The sequence below is a fragment of the Methanosarcina sp. 1.H.T.1A.1 genome, from assembly GCF_000979295.1.
Classification (GTDB): Archaea; Halobacteriota; Methanosarcinia; order Methanosarcinales; family Methanosarcinaceae; genus Methanosarcina.
In genome coordinates this window covers 16,870-42,004 of the sequence record NZ_JJQY01000094.1, presented here as the reverse complement: position 1 = coordinate 42,004, position 25,135 = coordinate 16,870, and the positions used below count along the sequence as shown (strand labels likewise).

General features: G+C 43.5%; 16 protein-coding genes and 3 pseudogenes. 16 read left to right on the top strand and 3 right to left on the bottom strand.

Features of this window, described 5'->3' with window-relative positions:
• The 7 genes from EO95_RS09845 to EO95_RS18030 form a co-directional block, all read left to right on the top strand.
• On the top strand, positions 1-1,365 hold a 1,365-nt coding region (locus EO95_RS09845; RefSeq protein ID WP_048134328.1), incomplete at its 5' end, for a PGF-pre-PGF domain-containing protein.
• A gap of 477 nt (positions 1,366-1,842) precedes the next feature.
• On the top strand, positions 1,843-4,065 hold the full coding sequence (locus tag EO95_RS09840; RefSeq protein WP_327037152.1) for a NosD domain-containing protein: 2,223 nt from the start codon (positions 1,843-1,845) through the stop codon (positions 4,063-4,065).
• Between the two features lie 769 nt (positions 4,066-4,834).
• A complete protein-coding gene (locus EO95_RS09835) occupies positions 4,835-7,516 on the top strand; it encodes a PGF-pre-PGF domain-containing protein (protein ID WP_052733561.1) in 2,682 nt (893 codons plus the stop codon).
• A gap of 290 nt (positions 7,517-7,806) precedes the next feature.
• Positions 7,807-9,261, top strand: coding sequence for a NosD domain-containing protein (locus tag EO95_RS09830; protein WP_235282957.1), 1,455 nt, complete (start codon positions 7,807-7,809; stop codon positions 9,259-9,261).
• Positions 9,262-9,354: 93 nt separating this feature from the next.
• Positions 9,355-10,032, top strand: coding sequence for a methyltransferase domain-containing protein (locus EO95_RS09825; protein WP_048134326.1), 678 nt, complete (start codon positions 9,355-9,357; stop codon positions 10,030-10,032).
• 263 nt (positions 10,033-10,295) lie between these two features.
• Positions 10,296-10,865 (top strand): hypothetical protein, encoded by a 570-nt coding sequence (locus EO95_RS09820; protein WP_235282956.1) that lies wholly within the window; start codon positions 10,296-10,298, stop codon positions 10,863-10,865.
• A 158-nt stretch (positions 10,866-11,023) separates the two neighbouring features.
• Complete coding sequence (locus EO95_RS18030) at positions 11,024-11,626, top strand: hypothetical protein (protein WP_200895029.1); 603 nt, start codon at positions 11,024-11,026, stop codon at positions 11,624-11,626.
• A 38-nt stretch (positions 11,627-11,664) separates the two neighbouring features.
• On the opposite strand, the pseudogene EO95_RS09810 reads toward EO95_RS18030, so the two are convergent.
• A pseudogene (locus EO95_RS09810) lies at positions 11,665-12,696 on the bottom strand (class I SAM-dependent methyltransferase).
• 649 nt (positions 12,697-13,345) lie between these two features.
• Here EO95_RS09810 and EO95_RS09805 point away from each other — a divergent pair.
• The 5 genes and pseudogenes from EO95_RS09805 to EO95_RS18760 all read left to right on the top strand — a co-directional run.
• The gene (locus EO95_RS09805; protein WP_048134324.1) at positions 13,346-14,368 is read left to right on the top strand and encodes a hypothetical protein; all 1,023 of its coding nucleotides are present in this window, start codon (positions 13,346-13,348) and stop codon (positions 14,366-14,368) included.
• Positions 14,369-14,488: 120 nt separating this feature from the next.
• Entirely contained in the window at positions 14,489-15,484 is a 996-nt protein-coding gene (locus EO95_RS09800) for an endonuclease/exonuclease/phosphatase family protein (protein ID WP_048134322.1), read from the top strand.
• A gap of 282 nt (positions 15,485-15,766) precedes the next feature.
• Entirely contained in the window at positions 15,767-17,389 is a 1,623-nt protein-coding gene (locus EO95_RS09795; protein WP_052733560.1) for a S8 family serine peptidase, read from the top strand.
• Positions 17,390-17,412: 23 nt separating this feature from the next.
• Positions 17,413-17,643: a proprotein convertase P-domain-containing protein gene (locus tag EO95_RS09790; protein ID WP_048134320.1), complete on the top strand. Its 231-nt coding sequence runs from the start codon at positions 17,413-17,415 to the stop codon at positions 17,641-17,643.
• Positions 17,644-17,648: 5 nt separating this feature from the next.
• Positions 17,649-17,714 (top strand): annotated as a pseudogene (locus EO95_RS18760) (hypothetical protein); the annotation flags it as partial.
• A 334-nt stretch (positions 17,715-18,048) separates the two neighbouring features.
• Here EO95_RS18760 and EO95_RS09785 read toward each other — a convergent pair.
• Positions 18,049-18,450, bottom strand: a pseudogene (locus EO95_RS09785) (transposase); the annotation flags it as partial.
• Positions 18,451-18,523: 73 nt separating this feature from the next.
• Between EO95_RS09785 and EO95_RS09780 the strand changes: the two are divergent.
• From EO95_RS09780 to EO95_RS16770, 4 genes are all read left to right on the top strand, one after another.
• On the top strand, positions 18,524-18,742 hold the full coding sequence (locus EO95_RS09780) for a hypothetical protein (RefSeq protein ID WP_048134316.1): 219 nt from the start codon (positions 18,524-18,526) through the stop codon (positions 18,740-18,742).
• Between the two features lie 559 nt (positions 18,743-19,301).
• On the top strand, positions 19,302-19,676 hold the full coding sequence (locus EO95_RS09775; RefSeq protein WP_048134314.1) for a hypothetical protein: 375 nt from the start codon (positions 19,302-19,304) through the stop codon (positions 19,674-19,676).
• Between the two features lie 111 nt (positions 19,677-19,787).
• Positions 19,788-21,251 carry a C45 family autoproteolytic acyltransferase/hydolase gene (locus EO95_RS09770; RefSeq protein WP_048134312.1) on the top strand — a complete coding sequence of 488 codons (1,464 nt, stop codon included), beginning with the start codon at positions 19,788-19,790 and terminating at the stop codon, positions 21,249-21,251.
• A gap of 228 nt (positions 21,252-21,479) precedes the next feature.
• Entirely contained in the window at positions 21,480-23,813 is a 2,334-nt protein-coding gene (locus tag EO95_RS16770) for a M4 family metallopeptidase (RefSeq protein ID WP_052733559.1), read from the top strand.
• 69 nt (positions 23,814-23,882) lie between these two features.
• On the opposite strand, the gene EO95_RS09760 is transcribed toward EO95_RS16770, so the two are convergent.
• Complete coding sequence (locus tag EO95_RS09760; RefSeq protein ID WP_048134310.1) at positions 23,883-24,899, bottom strand: cache domain-containing protein; 1,017 nt, start codon at positions 24,897-24,899, stop codon at positions 23,883-23,885.
• Positions 24,900-25,135 lie beyond the last annotated feature (236 nt).

Genomic DNA, 25,135 nt, shown 5'->3' with positions numbered 1-25,135 from the left:
AGAAGCTGGAACTTTGGAGACGGAGCTACTTCAACCGATACGAATCCAACGCATTCTTATTCCCTGGCAGGAAACTATACCGTTAACCTTACAGTAAGCAACCTGAAAGGTACAAATTCAAAAACTGCTGTTATAACTGTGCTGGAAAACGAAATTGATGTACCTCCTGTCGCAGACTTTATCGCCAATCCTACCAGCGGCTCTGCTCCCCTTTCAGTCTCCTTTACTGACCGTTCACAGAACGCAACATCTAGAAGCTGGAACTTTGGAGACGGAGCTACTTCAACCGATACGAATCCAACGCATTCTTATTCCCTGGCAGGAAACTATACCGTTAACCTTACAGTAAGTAACCTGAAAGGTACAAATTCAAAAACTGCTGTTATAACTGTGTCGGAAGAAGAGGAAGAACAAAATGATGGACTTCCTGTCGCAAACTTCGAAACCAATGTCACCAGTGGCTATGCTCCCCTTTCAGTCCTCTTTACTGACCGTTCGCAAGACGCAACATCGAGGAGCTGGGACTTTGGAGACGGAGTTACTTCAACTGAGCTAAATCCAACGCATACTTATTCCCTGGTAGGGACTTACCCCGCCAAACTGACAGTAAGCAATGCAAACGGCACGACTTCAAAAACTATTCTGATAGCTGTAGAGAGAAAGAGCAGCGGAGGAAGCAGCAGTGGTGGCGGTGGCGGCGGCTCTCCTGAATTTTCCAGAAACATTGAAGCAAAGGAACTTTCTCAGGTCTTCATTACAAACGGAAAAGCTGTAAAGTTTGATTTCACGAAGGCAGCAACCTGTGTTGTTTATGTGAGCTTTGATTCAAAGAAGACCGCAGGTAAAATCACAACCATTGCCGAGATGCTGAAAGGAAAGTCCTCACTGGTTTCCGAACTGCCTTCGGGTGAGGTCTATAAGTCCTTTAACTTATGGGTCGGAAACGGTGGGTTTGCAACCTCAAATAACATCGAAAACCCTGTCGTCTGCTTCAAGGTTGAAAAGGCCTGGTTACAGGATAAAAAGATAGACCGGTCTTCCATTGTCCTGAACAGGTACAGCGATAAAAAATGGGTACAGCTGCCAGTCAGCTTGTTAAAAGAAGATGACAAATACCTGTACTTCACAGCCGAAACCCCGGGCTTCTCTTCCTTTGCAATAACAGGGAAGGCAAATACATCTCCGGAAGAAACTGTAACTGAAATACAGCCTGGAGATGAGTCTGACAACTCTGAAGAGAACACGGAGGATACAGGATCGGAAGCTGATCAGGCACCCGAACAAAAAGAACCTGGCATGCCAGGATTTGAGATGGTTTACGGTGTGGCAGGTCTGCTTGCAGTATTCCTGTATAAAAGGAAATAAAACAGCTAATGAAAGTAAATAAATAGTAAATTTAAGTGCAGAAATAAGAACAGGTGGAGGTTTGATACCTTCATCCTGCTTTTCTTTTTTCTTTTTTGTTCTTTTCTCCTACTTTTTTTACACGCTTTTTTACACACTTATTTACACACTTTTTTACACACTTTTTTCTACACGTTTTCTTATTAAGTAAAACACCTGCCTGTAATAAACAGCAAATAAGGTTAATTTTAAAGGTTAAACTGTTAGCTTGTTATTATAAAAGCTAATCTGAAACCTCGCAAAAGAGAAAAATATTGAGTTTATTTCAACAGACTGTATTGATCTGCTATTCTTCGTTTATTTCCATGGTTATCTTCGTGTACTTCCATGGTTATTATTCTGATATTATTTTCTAATACATTTATATTATTTCATGTATATTTTAAATAGAGATTATAAATAGGGAATATAAAAAAATATGTGATGTGGGGGATTTAAATACACAGATTTATCGCTCTATTTTTAGCCTTACTTGTCTTTACGTTAGGCTCTGGTATCGGAACCGCAACTGAGATTATTGTCCAGCCAGGAGAATCAATACAGAATGCGGTTAATAATACTGTTTCAGGTGATGAGATCGTCGTAAGTCCCGGAAACTATACTGAAAATCTTCGAATAACGACGAGTGACCTGGTAATAAGGTCAGCTTCAGGGAATCCCGGAGATACGATAGTTACGGCGAAAAATCAAGCTGAGGATGTATTTTATGTCGAAGCAAATAACATCACAATTACAGGGTTAAGCATTAATGGTGCCGGAACTGACCGTGCGGGGGTTTACCTGATAAGGTCCGGTAACTGTACCATCGAAAATAACGAGTTTTTAAATGACGCTCTCGGAATATACCTTAAGAATTCAAATTACAACCTTATCCTCAACAACACAGCAGTAGAAGGCAAGAGAGCAATTAATATCGAGAGATCAAACTATAACAGGGCTTCAGACAACACAGTTTCTAATCAGAGGTTCGGAATATATCTGCTTGTCTCCGAAGGGAACATGCTCTCGGATAATAAGGTAAGTATGAGCGCTGACCACGGGATTGTCCTGGAAAGCTGCAGTGACACCAGCCTTGAAAACAACACCGCAAGCTCAAATGAAGATTATGGAATCCACCTTGTAGGTTCAAGCAACAACAACCTGACAGGCAATACGGTAGATTCAAACATGGTCTCTGGCATATATCTGAAGGATTCCAGTGGTAACAGCCTGACAAAAAATATAGCATTGAACAGCAGCAGCGGCATTTTCCTGTTAAGTTCAGACGAAAGCATGCTCTCGGGTAATGTGGTTTCAAATAACGGAAGAGGTATCCAGATCACATCCGCAGGAAACAATAATGTCTCTGAAAATTCAATTTCGGATAACATTATCTCTGGAATCTCTTTATTATCCTCTACTAACTGTAATCTAAGTGAAAACATACTATCGAACAACGCAATTGGTATAAACCTTGCGTTTTCCGGCAACAGTACTGTCCTTAATAACAGTATGCAAAACGGTGGAAGAGGACTTAGCCTGCAGGATTCCAATTATAATATGCTCTTAAACAATACAGCTTTGTACAACAGGTACGGAGCTTACCTGCTGCGCTCAGGATGGAACGTACTCTCTAACAACAATGCAAGCGAAGGCAATGACCATGGTATTGTCCTGGAAAACTCAAGCAACTATAATGACCTTATCAGCAACACAGCAAGGTCTAACCGTGCTTATGGGATATACCTCAAAGGTTCAAGTAACAATAACTTAAACGGCAACGAAGCTTCCGGCAATAATAGGGGAGTTTTCCTTACAACATCGAATGGGAACACTCTTTCGAAAAATACTGTTCTGGATAACGGCGATTACGCAATCCTGCTGTCGTATTCCTCAGAAAACAATATCTCAGAAAACGAAGCTTCCAAAAGTAACCGGGGCATCCATCTGAGCACTTCCGGCGATAATAAAATTTCAGGTAATACTATTGTTTCAAACGATGTTTCAGGCATCTATATGGCCTCCACAAGCAACAACAATACCGTATTCAATAACTACCTGAACAACAACTTTAACGCAGATATTAAACCGAGAAGCGTTGGGAACGTCTGGAACACAACAAAAACCGCAGGCATAAATATTGCAGGCGGACCCTACATCGGAGGAAACCTCTGGGCAAAACCCGATGGGACAGGCTTTTCCCAGACTGCAACTGATGCGGATGGCGATGGCATTGCTGATGGAGTGTACAAGATCTCAACCAGCGGCTATACGGATTACCTCCCGCTTGTAGCTGTCTCTGAACCGGACCAGCCCATAACTCCAGTAAATTTAACAGATGATCAAACGGATACATCCATAGATGAAAATGATACATCCGTAGATGACTCTGAAACATCCATAGATGAAAATGATACATCCGTGGATGGCTCTGAAACATCCATAGATGAAAATGATATATCCGTAGATGAAAATGATTCATCCGTGGATGACTCTGAAACATCCATAGATGATAATGATTCATCCGTGGATGACTCTGAAACATCCATAGATGATAATGATTCATCCGTGGATGACTCTGAAACATCTGTAGATGACTCTGAAACATCCGTGGATGACTCTGAAACATCCATAGATGAATATGAGGCATCTATAGATGAATCGGAGACGTCTACAAACTAAACAAAAGCAATTACTTCCAAAAATGAAACTAATTATGAAAATGAAACCACAATCAACAAAACGGAGTTGATAATGCCTGGTTTCATAGGGACCATAACGAAATAGCTAAATCAACACTAAAAAAGGCTGGGTGGAGGTATGACTCCTTCATCCCGATTTTTTCATTTTCATTTTCATTTTCTTTTTCTTTTATACTTTTTCCCTTACTTTTTCCCTTACTTTTTCATAAGATCTTAATTTTCTGAGTTTTAAAGTCCTTTCTTCAAGTAAGGGAATCGTTAGTTCATCCGGCAGATACCAGAAGTCGTATATTTTTTATTAATATAAAAAAATTTAATTATATATTCGTATTATTCAAGTTTACTTATTAATAATATTACTATAAATCTTCGCCACTAAAATTAATTAGTAAACAGTAGATAACACCTCTTTTGAGGACTGAATAATCATCTTACAGGTTGAATACAGTTGATTTTTTAGTAGCTGGAAAACGTGCAACTTTTAAGGAGTGGAAGTAGATTTAATTTTATCGATATTTGTTTACACGTGCCATAACTCTGAAGATAAGAGGCTGGCTATTTGTATCTATCACATAATAAATTTGAATAAATAAGACTATTAATTTTAATGTCCCCCGATTTTTAAAGTACTATTATAACTTTTTACTAATATTAGTTCAATTCAATATCTTTATATGGTTAAACGTTTAATTCCGGATTTATTATATGAAGTATCAATATAATATTTAATTATATGTGGGGGAAATAAAATGCACAGGTTAGCCACCTTACTGGTGGGTATGCTGATATTCGTGTCAGTCTCGGGTATCGTGACAGCGGTTGAGATTATTGTCGAGCCCAAGGGCTCGATACAGGCTGCAGTAAGCAGCGCAAGCTCGGGCGATGAAATAATTGTAAAACCCGGAACCTATACTGAGAATATCAGAATCACTACACAAAATCTGGTAATCAGGTCAGAATCAGGTAACCCTGAAGATACCGTGGTTACGGCTAAGGATCTTAGAACAAACGTATTCAGCCTGGACCAGGCAAATAACACGCAAATTAGCGGATTTAAGATAAAAGGGACTGGAGATAAATATGCAGGGGTTTCTCTGGTCAGATGCAGCAAATGTACAATCACTAATAATGAGATTACGGAAAATTATGATGGGATATATTTGAGGTCCTCGGATAACAATAAATTATCTGGCAACAAGGTAAACTCGAACCGCGGATATGGAATGAGTCTCAGCCGCTCCCAGAAGAATGATCTTTCAAACAACGCAGCAAATTTGAACAATTTTGGTATTGTTCTGCAGGAATCGAGCAATTACAACAACCTGCTCAACAACAGGCTGGATTCGAACAGGAACTACGGCATATATCTGGCGAATTCCAACAATTGCGAGCTCGCCGACAACACAGCAATCAACAACGATAGAGGCATTTACTTTAGAAATTCAAACACGAACAAAATTTTGGATAATAAGGTCTCGGAAAATAATGTCTACGGGATTTTGATCTCATTCTCGAACTATAATACTATCTCCGGAAACACGGCTAATAAAACCTCCAGAGGCATTCATCTTGACTCCTCTGACGGAAACACTGTCTCAGGTAATACTGTTGCCTCAAATAGCTATTCCGGCTTATTCATGTGTGCTGGAAGCAACGATAACCGTGTTTTCAACAACTATCTCAATAATACCTATAATGCAGACATCTATAATAGAAGAAATACCTGGAACACAACAAGAACCACAGGTACAAACATTGCAGGGGGATCCTATATTGGAGGTAATTTCTGGGCAACTCCTGCAGGAAAGGGTTTTTCCCAGACAGCGCAGGATGTGAACGGAGACGGCATTGCAGATACTGAATATGCCGGAAGGAACTTTACCGACTATCTGCCCCTTGTATCCACATCCACACCGCAGCAGTCTATACTCCCTGTTGCAGATTTTAGCAGCAATGTAACCTCAGGGAATGCCCCGTTAAATGTCTTATTTACTGACAAAAGCACAGGAACTCCCACTGCATGGAACTGGAATTTCGGAGACGGAACGAATTCAGCAGTCCCGAGTCCTGTGCATACATACTCCTCAGCAGGAACTTACACTGTAAAGCTTACAGTAAGTAATCCAAACGGGACGGCTTCAAAAACCGGCGCAATAAATGTTCTTCAAAACTCTGAGCCTGTACCTGAACCTTCTGAGCCAGTGCTTCCTGTTGCAGATTTCAGTACAAGCACTATTCCGGGCCCTGCCCCTCTCGCAGTCCAGTTTACAGACCTTTCACAAAACGCAGATTCGTGGAGCTGGGACTTTGACAATAATGGACAACCTGACTCTGCCATTCAAAGTCCGGTTTATGTGTATGAAGTTCCAGGAGACTATACCGTTAACCTGAGTGTAAGCAATCAGAATGGAACAAGTTCAAAAACTGCTACAATAACCGTACTGGAAGCAGAGAACCTCAATAACGGACTTCCTGTTGCAGACTTCAGCATGAACGTTTCTGAAGGCTATGCTCCACTTTCCGTCCTGTATACCGATGTTTCACAAAAAGCGACCGGAATAGGCTGGGATTTTGACAATGATGGCCTGGCTGACGTGAGCTCCGGAACCGTAGTCTATGTGTACCCAGCTCCGGGAGTTTATACAGTTACCCTTACTGCAGCTAACGAAAACGGTACAGCCTCAAAAACTGCTACAATAACTGTACTAAAAGAGAGTAGTTCCGGAGGAAGCAGCCACAGCAGCGGTGGAAGTGTTGGTGGATCCCCTGAACCTGCAAAAAACGTTGAAACCAAAGAGCTCTCACAGGTCTTCATCATAAACGGCAAGGCTGTAAAGTTTGATCTCACAAAGAACACAACCTGCGTTGCATATGTGAGCTTTGACGCAAAGAAGACCCTGGGCAAAACCACGACCATTGTTGAGGAATTAAAAAATAAGTCTGCACTTGTTTCCGAACTGCCTTCGGATGAAGTATATAAATCCTTTAACGTATGGGTCGGAAACGGTGGAATTGCAACTTCAAAGAACATCGAAAGCCCTGAAGTCTGCTTCAAGGTTGAAAAGGCCTGGATACAGGATAAAAAGATAGACCGGCCTTCCATTGCTCTGAACAGATACAGTAACAAAACATGGGAACAGCTGCCAGTCAACCTGTTAGGGGAAGATGAAAAATGCCTGTATTTCACAGCTGATGTTCCGGGCTTCTCTTCCTTTGCAATAACAGGAAAGATAGAACCCATGCCAGGAGAAGGTGCAACCGAAATAGAACCTGGGCAAGAAACCGGTTCCATTGAAGAGGAAGGTATGGAAAGTACAGGATCTGAAGTTAAAAAAGGGCCTGAACAGGAAGAAAATGTGAAGGCTCCGGGATTTGAAATGGCTATCGGAATAGCTTGCCTGCTTTCAGTATTCCTGTATAAAAGGACGTAAACAGCTAAACGAGAGCAAAAGTAAAACTGAAAAACTTATATCTTGAAAAACAACCGGTGAAGGAATGAACCTTCACCTTATTTTTTTATCTCTGATCAATCGGATATTCGCCCGGAACTATGAGCTTATAACTGTAGGGATATCAGACTTACTGAATATATTTTTTATACTTGGTTAAATATTTATAACCGATTATATTTATATTGCTTGTGCGAATTTCCGCCTAACTGTAAAAGTATCATCCATAAATATCTCTGGATGGAGGAGTTAGAATAAACAGACTAATCGTTTTGCTTGCAGCTTTTCTTTTATTTGCATCAATCACGGGTATCGGAACTGCGGCTGAGACCTTCGTCCAGTCAGAAGATTCGATACAGGAAGCAGTGAACAGTGCACGTCCCGGTGATGTAATTATTGTAAAACCTGGAACCTATGCCGAAAATATTGTTGTAACAAAGAATAATCTGGTAATCAGGTCAGAATCCGGGAATCCCGAGGATACGGTAATTGAGCCTTACGACCCGGATACGGATGTGCTCATAATAGAGGCAGATAACATAACAGTTAATGGGTTCATGATTACCGGAGCAGGAGACAACTGTTCAGGCATCTACCTGAATGATTCCAATAATTGCCTTCTCGAGAACAACAAACTTTTCAATAACTCCGAGGGAATACACCTTGAATCCTCTGCGAAGAACAGGGTTTTTAATAACGTAATCCTCAAAGTCAGCAGAGGAATTATCATTGAGCAGTCCGAATATAATTCAGTCGAAAGTAATAAAGCTTCTAAATGCAGATACGGAATTTATCTCCTGAACTCTAAAGGAAACCATATCTCTAAAAATACGATCCTGGAAAACAGAGAATACGGCATCGTGCTTTCGGCTTCGAACGACAACACCCTTTCCGGAAATACTGTTTCTAATAATGGCAGGGGCGTTCATATTGGAACCTCCGACGGCAACATGCTCTCAGATAATTCTATTTCTTCAAGTGAATTCTACGGGCTTTTTGTCTGCCCGAGAAGCGATAAAAACCTTGTTTTCAACAATTATTTCAATAATACTCTCAACGCAGAGGCTAACAACGGAACAGCAAATGCTTACAATAAGCCAAAGACCGCAGGCACAAATATTGCAGGCGGACCCTACATAGGAGGAAACTTCTGGGCAATGCCTAACGGGACAGGTTTTTCAGAAACAGCATCTGACCTCGACGGAAACGGTATTGCTGATGAGAGGTACAGGCTTGAAAACAGCCATTACGTTGATTACCTGCCTCTTGTGGCTTTCAAACCACCAGAACCGGTTTTTCCCGTAGCAAACCTCAGCACCAATATCTCGGAGGGACATGCTCCGCTTTCAGTCCAGTTTACCGACAGTTCACAAAACGCAACCTCAAGGACCTGGGACTTTGACAATGACGGAATCATTGACTCTTCAGATGAGACCCCGATTCATACATACTCAGTCCCCGGTACCTGTACAGTTAATTTGACTGTATCCAATGAGAACGGTAAGGATTCAAAACTTATTACAATAACTGTAAAGGGCGAGAATGTAAAAGATATACAGCCGGAATCCGAAACTGGCACGCCCGGAGAAGACTATGTGGATACTAGAGGGTCACAGGCTGAGCAGAGTTCCGGGCAGGAAGGAATCCGTAGCATACCTGGCTTTGAAATAATTTATGGAGTCTTCGGTCTGCTTGTCATATTCCTGTATAGAGGGACTGGAAAGTGACCCATCAGCCAGAGAGAATAAATTTAATACGGAGGAACCTTCACACGAAGGAATATTAACAAATAGAAGTATTTTTCATACGGAGGGACCTTTATAAAGCCCTGGGAAGCCTTTGAAATATATGCAGAAGAATACGATGCCTGGTACGAGAATCATAAACCTGCATATGAATCCGAGCTTCTTGCCCTCAAATCCTTCCTCCCCGAAAACCTGGAAAACCTGGAGGTTCTGGAAATCGGGGTAGGTACGGGCAGGTTTGCCTGGCCTATGGGGATCGGATACGGGCTCGATTCTTCCAGGCCAATGGCAGCTTTTGCAAAAAAAAGAGGCATTGAAGTGGTCCAGGGGGTCGCCGAGTCCCTGCCCTTCAAAGGACAGGCTTTTGATCTTGTGCTGATTGTTACAGCACTTGCTTTTTTCAAAGATCCGGTACAGGGGCTCAGGGAAGCTGCACGGGTCCTGAAGCCCGGTGGGCAGCTTGTAACAGGAATCCTTGATAGGGACAGTTTGCTGGGCCAGTATTATAACTTGAAAAAAAAGGAAAGCAAATTTTCTTCCGAAGCCCGGTTTCTTTCGGCGGCGGAGGTGAAGGAGTGGCTGAAGGATCTGGGGTATGAAAACATAGAAACCTGCCAAGCGCTCTTTAATAACCCAGAGGAGATTAAGGAGATCGAAGCGGTAAAGCAGGGGACTGGAGAAGGGCTTTTAGCTGTGATTTCAGCCTGGAAACCGTTTCATCATAAATTTGGGTTAAGGTCCGGATACAGGTGAATTACCCCTTTATGCCCCGGTTTTTCTGGATTATCTCAGGTTTTATATCTTGCCAGCCCAATATTAATAAGGGATTTCGGGCAGATAATAGAGGATGGGAGGCCTGCCAGGGAAGAGGTTGTGTTCTTTTTCCAGTGTAGATACATGCTTTATGAAACCGGTCCGGGGGAAAAGATATTAGATCAGGCACAAGAGCAGGCAGGAAAAAGAAGTTTTCAGGTGAAGGGACGGAAGCTCTTTACAGGGAGCACGCAGGAAAACCTGTGATTGAACTCGAACTCAAAAGCTTTCTTCAGCTCTTTGATTCTTTTGACCCTGCCCCGTTTCACGAAAAAGAGCTTAATCTGGATGCAGAAGAATACCTCTATAATGCTGTAGACGAATTTCCCCTGAGAAAGCCCCTTGAAATCATGATATACCTTCCTTCTTCCGAGGTCGGTGCAGAAATAGAAACCGACCTTAAAGAAGCTATAAAAAATCATTTTTCTTACAAAAAACTCCTTACCGAAATCGAACTGAAAAGGTTGCTTTATCAGGGGCGAAGAAACCTTGTAATAGCCCTTACATTCCTTTTTCTCTGCCTGCTCGTGATCCGGCTGCTTTCGGCTTTTGAAGAAAACCTGATGAACACTCTTTTCTCTGAGGGGCTCCTTATCATCGGTTGGGTTGCAATGTGGGAGCCGGTACATACTTTCCTCTACGGCTGGTGGCCGATTGTCCACAGGCGTAACATTTACGAAAAAATTGTACACATGGATGTCTACATTGGGAAAAGGTCTCCAGCAGGGGAGAGATCTCAAGGGTATCGTTTTACGCCAAAAAAAGCTCCCTGAATGACTTAATATCTGAAATTCGGAAAGTAAAGCCTTATATATTACATAATGATAATTTAAATGATGTTTCAGTGAATTTAAAAATGTTTTATAGGTAGATCAAAAAGTTATATCAAAAAAGCAGATCAAAAAAACAGATCAAATAAGGTAGATCAAAAATGGTCAGAAGGGTGGATTTTTCCCCTTATGGGACGGAAGCCCTTTACAGAGAGCGCGAAGGAAAGCTCTTAATTGAACTTGAACTGAGCAGCATGCTGCAACTCTTTAATTCATTTGATCCTGCTCCGTTTCATGAAAAAGAGCTTGACGAAGAAGCAGAAGTGTATATTTATAATATAGTTGGGGAATTTCCTTTAAAAAAGCCTCTTGAAATTTTGATCTATGTTCCCCCTTCCGAATTTACTCGCGAAACGGAGCGTACTCTTAAAGAAGCGATCAGGAACCATTTCCTTTATAAGAAAGTTCTGACGGAAATAGACCTGAGAAGACTTCTTCAGCGGGGGAGAAGAAACATGGCAATTGCCCTTACCTTCCTTTTTCTCTGCCTGCTTATGATCAGGTTTCTTTCAACCTTTGAAGGTGGGCTGCTAAAGACCATGCTTTCTGAAGGCCTGACTATCATTGGCTGGGTTGCTATGTGGGAGCCTATTTATGTTTTTCTTTATGGGTGGTGGCCCATAGTGCAAAAAAGAAACATTTACAGGAAGATCCTTGACATGGATGTAAGTGTCGTATCAGGCTCTCCACATAAGGTAGGGTGAGAAGTTGTCTTTTTACTAAACAGAGTTAAAGGAGGGCTTCATTCGAATATCCGGGCGTCCACGACCACATGCAGGACTCCGGGCGAATACTTTTTGATTCTACGGCTTCCCAGAATCTCGACTTTTTTTCCGAGCTTTTCGGCAGCTTTTCTGATCCTTTCCTCGGGTCTCGTTTCTGCGAGTTTTTCCGGCACGGTTTCGTGGTAGTGCAAAATCCCCCCGCTTTTTTTGAGCGACCGGATAGCCGGTTCCAGATAGTGGTGTGTTGTCCCCACATAACCCATTAGCACCCTGTCAGCTATCCCTTCAGGAGTGGCCTGTGAACAGTCTCCCAGGACCGGGGTAATAATATCCTCCACATGGTTCAGCCTGATATTTTCCTTAAGGTAGGTAAAGGATTCAGGGTTTATTTCTATCTAGATGATTTTTTTCGGCCTGGCGTGGACAGCCATGGGAATCGAAAAATATCCTATTCCTGCGAACATATCCACGACAACTTCCCCGCTTCCTATTTTTCTCATCCTTTTTCTCTCTTCCAGGTTCCCTTTGGAATACATCACTTTAGTTACATCCTGCTTGAAAAGGCAGCCGTGTTCTTTGTTGACTGTTTCTGTGGAGGTCCCGAGTAGGAGTTCCCTTTTTGGCTGGCGGAATTGCCCTCCGATCCCGAAGTCTCTGACAACGCTTCTGCACTTAGGATACATGGAAAGCAGGGCTTCTGCAACCTTCATTTTTTTACTTTCAAGAGTTTTGGGGATGCAGACGATGATGATGTCTCCCAGGATATGCCAGCTCGAAGGGACCTGTTCCAGCTCTGATTCTGATAGGGAACCTTTCAGGTATTCTTTAAGTGATTTCGGTTTTTCCATGAATTCGGGGTTTTCCTGCTCGATTACCGGAAAATCTCCCACTTTCTCGCCTGCAGTTTCGGTGAGCGGGATCTCAAGAAAAATGCCTTCCTCGGTTTGGATTTTTCGAATTTTTCGGGTGCTGTCCAGGAAATTTTCTGCTTTTGCCCTTTCCTTCATTTCTTCCCCTTTTTCAGGAGGAACCCGGATTGTTCTGTACATTGGAATTGAAGGATATCCGGCATGGGATTAATGTTTTTTGTTCGTGAAACAGTCTTGAGCCTATTTTTTCATAAGAATTCATATATAATTGTAAGACTATATATTTGGGTGGCATCCAAATACTTCTGTCGGGGATATGTTAAGGAGTGTGTAAGGGGCGATGACAACTTCCGTGATCAGTGTATACTATTGATCTCAGGCTGAAATTCAAGATTTTTCTTTCTTTTTCTCATTCAATTCATTTGAGGGGATGGTCAAGTAATCATATGTGAATATGGTGAACTGATAGAAGGAGACACATTTAAAGATTATATGTGCACTTCTGCAAATCCTTCAACAAGAACCATCAGACACAGGAATTTGCGGATAAGAATTTGCCTCCTGAAAATGCAGCAAAGTTTTTGCCTGGGGTGGATCGGCTCAAGTCGCAGGATGACGGAGCTTCAAAATCATAATGGAAGGGGGCCTGCTATAGGGATATCAAATCCCTGAAATTCAATCAGCACAGGCCGGCCGATAGTTGCCTGTCAATAGATGTGATTTTACTGCTCATTGGATTTTCAATGAAAAAACGTCAGAACCAATTGAAGAAATTATTAATGATAGAGGGGGAATAAATACGCCAGAAGCAAACTCGCTAAGAGACCTGATGCGCATACGGGCACACAACAGGGAATTCCTTGATTCCATTAACGACAATCTTGGAACAGCACTTGGATTCAAGAGGAGAAAAGGCCAGTTACTGAGCAGACAGCCTGCAATTCTAGTGTTTGTTCCGTTGAAAGTCAACCCGAAATGGATTCCGGAGTCCCAGTTGATACCGGAGAAACTTGAAGGGCCGGATGGGTTGTGGTGTATGCTTGACGTGGTGCAGGGAGGAAAAGCCGAATACGGAAAAGAAGTGCCTGAAGCTGCAGATGAACTCGTAGAAAAGCTTCGGGGATGGGACGACCAGGTCTGGTGCGGCTCTCAGGTATCTCACTGGGTAAATGAGGCAATAGGAAAATACAGTCTGGGAACTCTCGGAGCTTTTGCACGAAAAAGGTCGGACGGGACTCTCGGATTCCTGACCAATCAGCACGTGGGCATCGAACCGGGCAAGAAGCTCTTCCATCCGGTACCCTGGGGGACGCATTTAGGCACTACTGAAAAAGTTATCGAATACGTTGAAGACCAGGAATGGTACGGGCCTTGGGTTGACGAACCGAATGCCTTTGTACGGGCAGACTGTGCCTTTGTCCGGCTGGCTTCTAATTTTAACCAGGCAGACATTAATCCTCAGATGATGGGGGTGGGTCAGCTAGGTCCGGTGAAAAATATTTCTCTTGATGATATGTCGATTATTGGCCAGAGGGTTTTACGTGTGGGCCGTACTACAGGTTTGCGCCGTGGAACGATTGTGGCCTTTGGATATGAGTTTTATGACGAAAGGGATGCGTGTGTTTATACGGATTTGCTGATTGTTGGAGATGACGGAGTACCCTTTTCCACACACGGGGATAGCGGAAGCCTGATTGTAATGGATACGCCTCAATTGAACCCTGTGGGACTTTTATGGGGAGGATGGCAGGAGAAACTGCGTACCGGGTATGCCCAGGAAAATTGGACCTATGGGATTGCCTTATCAAGAGTGATGGATGCCCTGGAAATCGATCTGGTCTCAACTCTTTAAAACAAATGATAGAATTATTAAAAAGTCTCGATCTGGAATGTGAATTTTTCTGGGACCTCCATATGAAAATTCCACATATCTTGAGTCCCAGGTTCCAGTTCATATTCAGGAGGCAACACATTGAAACTACGCATAGCAACCTTCAACCTCGAAAACCTTGACGATAAGCCCGGCCAGAAACCGACACTGGAAGAACGCATCGCCGTGATTCGTCCGCAACTGTTCCGGCTTAATGCCGACATCCTCTGCCTGCAGGAGGTCAACGGACAAGAAGAGACAGGACACCCTCGCCGGCTGCTGGCTCTGGATGTCCTCCTCCGCGAGACCCCTTATGCGGGTTTTCACAGGGTTTCCACCATGACCGGGGACGGGTCACAGGTCTGCAATGAGCGCAATCTTGTAATCCTGAGCCGCTACGAGATTCAGGAGCACCACCAGTACAGGCACTATTATGCTCCTGCCCCGCATTACAGGATAGTAACAGCGGAGAGGGCCGAAGGAGAAGAGCAAAAAACCATCACGGTTACCTGGGAGAGGCCGATCCTTCATTCCCGGATCAGTATTGAGGACAGGGTACTGGACGTTATCAACCTCCATTTGAAATCCCGGCTGCCCTCGGACATTGAAGGCCAGAAATTGGACCAGTATACCTGGAAGACCGCCTCCGGCTGGGCAGAGGGTTTTTTCATCTCTTCCATGAAAAGAGTCGGGCAGGCCCTTGAAACCCGGATGCTGATTGATAAGCTGTTCGATGCAGATGAAAATGCCTGGATCGTGGTCTGCGGGGACTTCAATGCGGACTTTGATGAGGTGCCTGTGGAAGCAATCCGGGGGGAGGTTGAAAATACGGGCAACGGCGGGCTGGCAAGGCGCGTAATGCTTCCCTGTGAAATGAGCATACCCGAATCCGCCCGTTTTTCGCTTTACCACCGGGGTAGAGGGAGGATGCTTGACCATCTGCTGGTGTCCAGAAGTATGCTGGCACACTATAAGGGTTCTGAAGTGCATAACGAGCTGCTGCATGACGAATCGGTAGCCTTTGCGACAGAAGCGAAGTTTCCGGAATCTGATCATGCGCCGGTGGTTGCTGAATTCGAACTGCCAGATAACGGTTAATTAATCTCTAGAAAACTGCGAAATACTTTCTCTGTTTTTCAGGCTCCTCTCTTCTTTATTGGGGTGACCTTTGTTGAGAATCCTGAATGCCTGAATCATTACGTAGATTTTTTTCTTCTGGATTGTTTTTTCGGCTTCCAGAAGTTTTTCGTGGTATTTAGGAGATAAACTACTCTTTCAAGTTTTACACCTTTCTTCACAATCGTCTAATATAATATCAATCATATATAATACTCAATTATAAATTTGATACTATGTAATAAGATAAATGGGGGACAATCAATGGAAGAGATTACATTAAAAAGAGGTGGAAAGGACGTAAAGTTTAAAAAGTTGCCAGAAAAATTTGCAGTACGCTTGAGAGAAGGAGAAGCTTCGGATGAAGCCGCACTTGAAGCTTGTTGCGGCCGCCCGAAGTCTGAAGTGAAGCATCTAAAGTCTCTTGTCGTGGAAAAAATGGATGTTTTTACCGTAAAAGAACCCGGCAAACTGGAAGAGACAATGGATGAACTTCGAAAGGCTCCGAAATGCGATGTTATAACCCACATGTATTCCATAGACGAGACTCCAGAAGGATATGTGATACCGACAGGGATGCTTACAATCCAGTTTAAGCCCGGGGTCAGTACAGAAAAAAGAGAAGAGATACTGAATGAGTTTGGCCTGAAAGTTCTGGAAGAACTCGGGTACATGGAAAGCGGTTATAGTGTCCGTCTTACGGAAGCTTCGAAGGAAAATCCCCTGAAAATTGCGGCCGAGTTGCAGCAAAGAGATGAAATAGAAATTGCCGAACCTGATCTGGCTTTTAAGCTTTCTTTAAAATATGTCCCAGGTGATCCTCTTTATCCAAAACAGTGGCATCTGAAAAATAGGGGCGATGAACCCCGGCTGGTCGCCGACGCTGACGTGAAAGCTGAAGAAGCCTGGGACTATACCCGCGGATCCAGGGAAATAAGGATCTGCATAATGGACGACGGTTTTGAACTGGACCACCCAGATTTCAAGGGTGAGGGAAAAGTAGTTGACCCCTGGGATTTCGGGCAGGGAGATGCCGATCCCAGGCCTGTTTTTGAAGAGGATAACCATGGCACTGCATGTGCAGGGGTGGCAATTGCAGAAGAAAATGGAATAGGTGTTGTGGGTCTGGCTCCAGGTTGTGCTTTTATGCCGATCAGGACGTCAATGTGGCTTAATGACCAGTCGCTGGTGGATCTTTTCCAGTATGCGATCGACCACAATGCAGATGTGATCAGCTGCAGCTGGGCAGCTCAATCTTGGTATTTCCCACTCTCATCCAAGGTACATGCAATCATCCATGAAGCTGCAACTAATGGCCGGAGAAACGGAAAAGGTTGTGTCATCCTCTTTGCAGCCGGAAATGAGGAGCGTCCGCTTGATGGGGTTAAAGACGGGAAAATTTCCTACCAGGGCTTTGCCCTGCACCCGGATGTAATTGCAGTGGCAGCTTCTAACAGCCGGGATCAGCGTTCCCTTTACAGCAACTATGGCCCGGAAATATCCATCTGTGCTCCTTCAAATGACTCTACTTTTAGCCGTGGGAAGGGCATTTTGACCACAGACCGGTTTGGAAGTAAAGGCTACTCTCCGTTTGAGGAGTATACCTATTCCTTTGGAGGAACTTCCAGTGCCACTCCGCTGGCAGCCGGGCTTGCCGCTCTCATGCTTTCTCTTAATCATGAACTCACATCGGCTGAAGTGAAGCAAATCATGATGGATACTGCGGATAGAATTGATGCTGAAAACGGTGGATATGTTAACGATCACTCTCCCCTGTACGGACACGGTCGCATCAATGCTCACAGGGCGCTTGCGCATATAAAAGAAAGTGTCGTGCCTCTTGCAGGTGCTCTACATGGAACACCGCATTCAAAAGCCAATACCTGACTTGGGGGAAGTGGAAATAAATCGTGTTTCCAGTTTCCGCTCCTATCAAGGATATTGAAGTAAACCTTGACATTAAATATAACTGGAGAGGAGATCTGAAAGTTATACTCGAAAGTCCTCGAGGAGATAAAATAATTCTGGCAGGCAAGATCCGAGGGGGCAAGAAGGATATCATAGAGAGTTTCAGTTTCCATGAAAACCCGGAGCTTTTCAGCTCCTCGTCGGAAGGTCCTGTGAAGGAGAATGGAGCTTAAAGGTAAGCGATACGGCTAAAAGGGACAACGGCACTATCAAAAAAAGGGGGCTTGCAATCAGTTACAGGTAAAAGCAATGTCCTTGAAAAAACTCGTACAAAAATTCGCACGTTTGTTGCAAGTTACTTTTTAGTTGCTTTATTTCAGTCGAATACCCCGCTAGCTTGCAGGCTGTCCGACAATTACTGTTAGTAATGAAATAATATCGTCTGCTGGTAAATTGGAACTTTTTTATGAGAGATTTGTTTTCTATTCCTGATTACTCAAGTCTAAAAGTGAAAAGTTCCATTAATTCCATTTCTGTTTCTAATGATCTCATTTTTATTTGAGTAAATCCATATTTTCTTTAAGTTAACTGCTGTACATACCAAATTAAATTCATTTCTGACTGATTTAATTCCCCTATTGTTCAAGACCTATTACTCCTAAATCTTTGGCTGCCTTAACTGTGTTTTTGAACATTGCAGTAATCAATTTTTCATTTTCTTTTCTGAAATCACTGATTGTTCTAAAATCAGGTTGTAGGTTTTCAGCTAAATACATGTAAACTATATTTTCTCGAACATTGCGAGCTACCGCTCGCGATGATCGAACTCTATCAAGCATAGATTGAATCAAAATCTTATACATTATGCAAGGATGATAAGCAGGGTGTCCAGAACCGTCATACCTGGTTTCAAATTCACTAAAATCCATTTCATCCACAAAAGACTCAACCAAATAGCAGATATGATCTGAAGGAATAAGATCTCGGATATCTGGAGGTAAAGTCCAAACTTGATTCTTTAAAGATTTAATAAAAACCATAAATCAAAAAATTAGTAGAATATTATATAATAATTGATATATTCAAAGCAGAAACCTCAATTACCTAAGGTAATTGTCGGACAGCCTGCTTGCAGCGGGGTGCGCCAGCGCAACTTTGATTTTTACACTCGTCTTAATTTTTCTACCAGCTCATGTAAAATACCTGGAAGACTGGATCGTGGTCTGTGGGGATTTAAATGCTGACTTCGATGAAGTGCCTGTGGAAGCCATCCGGAGAAGGTCGAAAATAAGGGTAACGAGGGCTGGCAAAGCATGTCATGCTGTCCTGTAAACTGACTATCACATCTGCTCGTTTTTCGATTCACCAGAGGGCAAAAAGAGGATGCTTGATCACCTGCTTGTTTCTAGAAGTATGCCGGCGCACTATAAGAGTTCCGAGGTGCATAACGAGCTGCTGCATGACGAATCTGTCGCCTTTGCAACAGAGACCAAGTATCCGGAATCCGACAATGCGCCGGTGATTGCGGAATTTAAACTGCCTGATGTCGGTTAATTAATCTCCTTGGAAGATTCTGCGTATCTTGTGGAAATTCTTTGCCTGAGAGTTTGGAACCAGATTGAGAGGCCTAAGTTTATCCACGATTTTTTAAGCCGGATTAAATTCTTCTAAGTCTAAGCGTCTGTTTTTGAAAAACCCTGTATCCTGATTAATCTGGTTCACTCCTTTTTCACTTCAATTTTTTCTTTAATTTTCTTTCTTTTCTCGAAGCTTTTTGTTTGTCAGGTTATTGTGTTGTTTTTTGTTGCCTGTAGTGGAACTTTTAAATGCTGTTTCCAACCTAGCAGGAAACGAAATATACGATAAACCCCTAGAATTCTAGGGGGAGTATATGAGGCGCAGGCGGAGGATGAAATCCTTAAAGAAGACTCTAAAAAGTTGGCAGTTTCTGGTTTTTGCATCCGTATCTCTTGTTCCGCACCTCCTTTACACGGCAGGTGCTGATTTTGCAGGCATGTATTCCGTTTACCCATCTTTTCCTGCGGGGATGGGCTTTTTTGCGCTTGCGCAGCTTTATCTTGTTTTTTCCTTCTTCGGGTGGACTTCTCCTCTTGCCTACCTCTCAGCTATCTTCTTTTCCCTGCTCTGGACCAGAGTTTTGCAGTGGGTTGAGAGTATTGACAAATTTGCAGTGGTAATTTTCTATATCTTAGTCTTTTTATCGGTGTGCTGGGGGCTTCTTATGGAGTTCATGCCTCCTGAATGAAATTGTTTTCAGCTGGGACTATCGCTTGTCCGGAAGTGGGCACTCATTAATTTAATTCATAAACTCCTTATACAAACAGTCTTAAATAATTTAAGAAAATATATTTTACTAATGAACAAAAATGACATTCTTAAAAAAGCATGTTTTGAGGAGATAAACAGAGTCAAGGTCCTGCATCTAAAAGGCAAGCCATATGAAATGGGCTATCAGCATGGTTATTTGCTTGCAGATAAAATAGACTTGATGGTCAACAGGACCCTTTTAGCCACGGCCGCTTATGTTGCTGCACAGACCGGGTCGGACCTGGAGAAAGCCGAGGAAATCTTATGGTTGGGGCAAAAGGCGGCTGAACCTTTTTTACCGCCGGAATTCAAAGAAGAAATGAAAGGAATTGCTGATGGGGCTAAAGATGCCGGAGTAAATGTAACCCTTGATCAGATCCTGCTCTGGAATACCAATTATGACCAGTGGTGTATTTACTGCCATCCTGATTACTGGCAGGGTGAAAATCAGGGGGATAACCAGCTTGCTAATAAAATTGAGGATAAGAGAAGTTCCCCGCAAAACGCAATAAAACCGGCTGGCGGGGGCTGCAGCAGTTTCTGTGCCTGGGGGGAATGGGCTGGAGGCGATGGAAAACTGATCTTCGGAAAAAATGAAGACAATTTCAATATGCCGGAACAATTGCCAAACCGGATACTGGTCGTAGCCAGTCCGGATGACGGGATTGGACACGCTTTTTTAACCTATCCGGGTATGATTGGATTGGACGGGGGTATAAATGCGGACGGCCTCGCAATGATGACCCAGTTAAACTCCATGCAGTATGAGAGCATGAAAGGCTGCGGGATCGCCATATTTACTCGTTTGCTGCTGACTCATGCGCGGACGGTGGAAGACGCAATCAGGATTTTCCAGGAGCATCCTCGCTGTGCCGGGATTGCCTACCATGTAGCTGATGCAAAGGCTAAAAAGGCAGTCGTGGTAGAAACCTCTTCCCGGAATGTATGCTGCCGTTATCCGATTCAGGATGTTAAAGCCCTGTGGCAGACGAACCATTCCAACTGCTATCCGGGCTGGATGGGCTATTCCGGTTATAACATGGTAGCCGATCAGGTCCTGGTAAACCAGCTTAAGGACATCTCAACTATCGAAAACTGGCAGAACAGTCTGAAAGAGCCTTATAACTTCTATGTCCAGGCGCCCAGCCGTTTTGAACGCTATCAGCAGTTGATTCACAAATATTATGGCAGTATTACGGTTGAAAATGCAATTAAAATCTTAAGCGACTGCTATGATCCTTATACCCGCCTGACCCGTGACAAATTCTTCCCGTCCTGGACAAATAATATCCTCTGTACTATTTGTGCATTGTATCCTGATTTTTCATATAAAGCAAAAGAACCGGTGGGGCCATTTAAAGCACATATAGCTAATATGTGGAGCCTGGTTGCATATCCGGAAACCGGAGACTTCTGGCTTGCAATAAATGACTTCCCTGCACAGTACGGGGGTTATGAACACTTTAATTTGAAGGAATTATTAATGCGTACTTCTGTCCAAACTTCTGTCTAAACAGAAGTTTAAGACTGAAGCATACTTCATTTACTTCCTTTTATAGAATTATTGTTTCAGAAATATTCAAAGATTCACTTTTTCTATTTTTTTCTTCTTTTTTTCGTGGGAAGGGCTTCTCTCCCGTGTAGAGCGTAACAAGACAGGTTGTTCGCTAAGCTCAGGATAAGTTGTTCACTAATTACTTCAGGATGAAAAGAAAATATACTGAGAAGGAAAATAAGATATGTGGCAAATATTGTGGGACTCAATGAGAAGCAAACCAAAGCTGTCGAGAGATTAAAGGAAATAGACCCTGAATCGGAAATTTTCTGGGATTCCGGGATGAAAATTCCGAAATTCATCAAGGGCACTCTTTCAAGACCCTCAGTTAAAAGCCTCGAAGAAATAGCAAGAAAATTTCTGGAAGACTACAGGCAGCTTCTGGACATGCAGCCCGAGCTTGACGAGAGCCTAAAACTTTTCACTGCCGAGACCGATTTTTCCGGATTTCACCATGTTATTTTCCTCCAGCACATAAAAGGCATCCCGGTTTTCGAAGGGTCTGTCCAGGTCCACATAAACCCCGCAGGGGAGGTCATCGCATACAAGGACTTTCGCGTGACAGAGGCACCTGTTGCCCTTGAGCCAAAAATCAAAAGAGAAGAAGCTATTGCAATTGTTCTCCGGGATATTGGCTCAGAACAAGCTGTAGTGGTTCCCCGTTCAAAGCTGATGCTTTTTCGGAACGGTGAAATTCAGCTTCCCATGAAAAAACTCCACCTGAAAAAGCTTCATCTGGTGTGGCAGATTGAGTCCATATTTGCCGAAGGGTTCGCAGGGAAGTTCCATTTCATTGATGCCCATACCGGCGAGCAGCTTTACAAATTTTCCCAGATACGGTCCGCCATTTTTCGAAAGACCTACACTGCGAAAAACGAGGCATTCCTGCCCGGAGAACTGCTGCCCGAAGATCAGATGGCTGTGGATGAAGTAGCCCGGGCAGCTCATGAAAATATGGGCATAGTGTACGATTACTACAAAAACAATTTCGGAAGGGACAGCTACGATAACAGGGGTTCTCCTCTCGTTTCTACGGTTCACTTTCAGCGGAACTACAACAATTCTTTCTGGAGCGACTACCACAAACAGCTTGTTTTCGGGGACGGGGATGGTTTTCGCTGGAGACCCATGGCGTTTGCACTCGACATCGTAGCTCATGAACTTACCCATGCCGTTGCTGCCCAGACAGCCCGATTCGTGTACAGTGAAGAAGCCGGAGCTCTTGATGAGTCCTTTGCAGATGTTTTTGCAGTTTTTATCTCAAACGGAGAAAAGATAACGAACTGGGAAATCGGGGAAGGAGTTTACACCCCTTTCCATGCAGGAGATGCCTTGAGGGACCTTTCCGATCCTCCAAGGTTCGGGCAGCCTGACCACATTGACAATTACATGCGGCTTGCTCCCGGAGAGATCCCTGACCTTCACAGGAATCAGGCCGGGTATATTCATTACAACAGTGGAATCCCTAACAAGGCTGCTTACCTGACCATTGAGGGTGGGACCCACTATGGGATAAAAGTCAAAGGAATTTCCAGGGCTAAAGCCGAAAAGATCTATTACCTCGCCCTTACCGCATACCTGTGCAGTGCGACCCTTAGCAGGTGGACGTTCCGGGAAGCCAGGTATGCCCTCTTGAACGCCTGCCGCCAGCTGTATGGCGAAAAAGGATCCGAGTACGCTGCAATCAAAAATGCCTGGGCTGCAGTTGGTCTTGGAAAGCCTGCAGAAGACATGATGGACCGTTTTCTTGTTGAAAAGGAAGTTTTTTCCGGGGTCCCTATCCCGGATTTGAGCCCTGAAGGAGTCCTGAGTTCCATTTATGTTCCGGAAGACGGGCTTATAAAAGACATCCGTGTCAGTGTAAATATCGAACACTCCTATCTCAGGGATCTCAGGATTACACTGTTTACACCTGTGGGAAAACACATTGTCTTGCATGATCGGCTTGCCAGGAAGGACAGGAGCCTTCTCAGAACATATAACTCGGGCTCAGTTCCTGGCCTCAGGGATTGCATAGGAGAACGTGTCTGGGGGAAATGGACTCTTATGGTTGCAGATCTTTCAAAGGAAAATAGAGGTTTTTTCCACAGCTGGGGAATTAAATTTCTGGTGCAGAAGGTAGAAAAGGAAGAACTTAAAAGGGAGATTTTTCCCTTCCTCAAAGTTCCAGATAATGACCCGGAAGGTATCGAAAGTCTCATTGAGATAGAAAGAAGGGGAAAAATAGTAAACCTCGGTGTGTCTCTGGAAATTACCCATCCTTCGATAGTAGAGCTGAAAGCCGTACTTGTCATGCCTTCCGGGGAGGAACTGGTACTGCATAACAGAGCCGGAAACGGCAGAAAATATCTCAAAAAAACGTTCAGTACCGAATCTGACGAGTTCCTGCTGCCTGCTGTGAATAAAGAGATGAAAGGAGTCTGGACCCTGAAGGTCGCAGACCTAAAAGAAGGAAATGAAGGCAGCCTCGACGGCTGGGGGCTGTGCATTATATACGAGAGTGACCCGGAGTTCCTTTAAAGGTTATCCCGATGGATATCGGGATTTACTCTTATTCAAGAACTTTACTCTTATTCAAAAACTTTACTCTTATTCAAAAACTTTAGTGTTTTTCTCTGACCATCCGGGTTGGTTTATGGCAAGCAATTTGAGGGTAGTGTTTCCGGTGTTGTATGTAGTTTGAATCGCGCCTGCCGGGATGTATATGAGCTGGTCCTTACACAATTCAACCGGGATTCCGTCAATATAGAGGATACCTTCCCCTTCAAGGATATAGTGAACTTCCGGATTTTTCATCAGGTGGGGAGCTATATGTTCTCCCGGCTCGATAACCGAATGAGCTATGCTGTAGTTCAGGTCAAGGTTTCTATTAATATTTCCGGGGTTCAGCAGTTCCACGACACGGATATTTCCAGGCTCTTCTAGATACGTGCATTCGCTAAGGTTCCTGCAAAGGATATAGTCATCCGCATAGAAGCTTGAACCAACTATGTAAGATCTTCCTTCAAAGGTAGCCTTTTTAACGAAGGTGAACCTGCGGGAAGGCTCGGAACTTCCTGGCTTCTGCCAGCTGTGATCTATCCAGCCTTCACCATTTTCGCTCAGGGCTGTCTCTATGAAGAGCTCACCTATGGGCTTGCCGTCTGCGTCCAGAAGCCTTCCCATGTCCTCTCCTTCACTCCCCCTGTCCGGAGGACAGACTAACTGAGTCCCATTTATTGTCCATACAAAAATATAGAAGTCATGATTGTACCAGGGTGAATCTTCTTCTCTGAATGCAGGAAAGAGCTTTTCTCCCTGTCCCTCAATAAGTCTGACTGTAGCCCTTACTTTATTTTCGATGTTTCTCCTTTCAGCTGCCATTTTACTCTCCCCTTTTGCAAGAATAAGAGAGTCTGGCGGCGCAGGTCCCAGGACAGCCTGTTCTCCTGTTGTGTTTTCTCTTGTAGCCAGAGCTTTTCCGTTTACTCCTGAGGGAGAGTCGCCTACGGCTTTATCTTCGAGTTCTTCCGCAATTACTGCCGGTTCGTCCTGAGTCCCACAGGTAAGGATGCCCAAAAAAAGTGCAACTGCAAGCATTCCACATATAATCCGTATTAAATCCATACGACTTCCTTATTTATTTCACTTATTATTCAACGCTCTTGAAACTGCCTTCAGGATATGCTTAAATATATACTTATAATAATTATCAGAAGTATTATTTTATTTTTTTCACTCAGTTTATGCAGGAAGCTGTTTAAAGAAGCTTTTATTTACTGAAACTCCGGATAATTTCATAGTAAATCAGATGATTCCATGGCTTTATGACTTCTGAATCAATTACTTCTTTATGGCTTTAT

What these genes read in the sequence shown, in the direction of transcription:
- EO95_RS09835 (WP_052733561.1), top strand. Translation starts at nt 4,835, where the DNA reads ATGCACAGGTTAGCCACCTTACTGGTGGGTATGCTGATATTCGTGTCA.
- EO95_RS18030 (WP_200895029.1), top strand. Translation starts at nt 11,024, where the DNA reads ATGGTCAGAAGGGTGGATTTTTCCCCTTATGGGACGGAAGCCCTTTAC.
- EO95_RS09805 (WP_048134324.1), top strand. Translation starts at nt 13,346, where the DNA reads ATGCGCATACGGGCACACAACAGGGAATTCCTTGATTCCATTAACGAC.
- EO95_RS09795 (WP_052733560.1), top strand. Translation starts at nt 15,767, where the DNA reads ATGGAAGAGATTACATTAAAAAGAGGTGGAAAGGACGTAAAGTTTAAA.
- EO95_RS09775 (WP_048134314.1), top strand. Translation starts at nt 19,302, where the DNA reads ATGAGGCGCAGGCGGAGGATGAAATCCTTAAAGAAGACTCTAAAAAGT.
- EO95_RS09770 (WP_048134312.1), top strand. Translation starts at nt 19,788, where the DNA reads ATGAACAAAAATGACATTCTTAAAAAAGCATGTTTTGAGGAGATAAAC.
- EO95_RS09760 (WP_048134310.1), bottom strand. Translation starts at nt 24,899, where the DNA reads ATGGATTTAATACGGATTATATGTGGAATGCTTGCAGTTGCACTTTTT.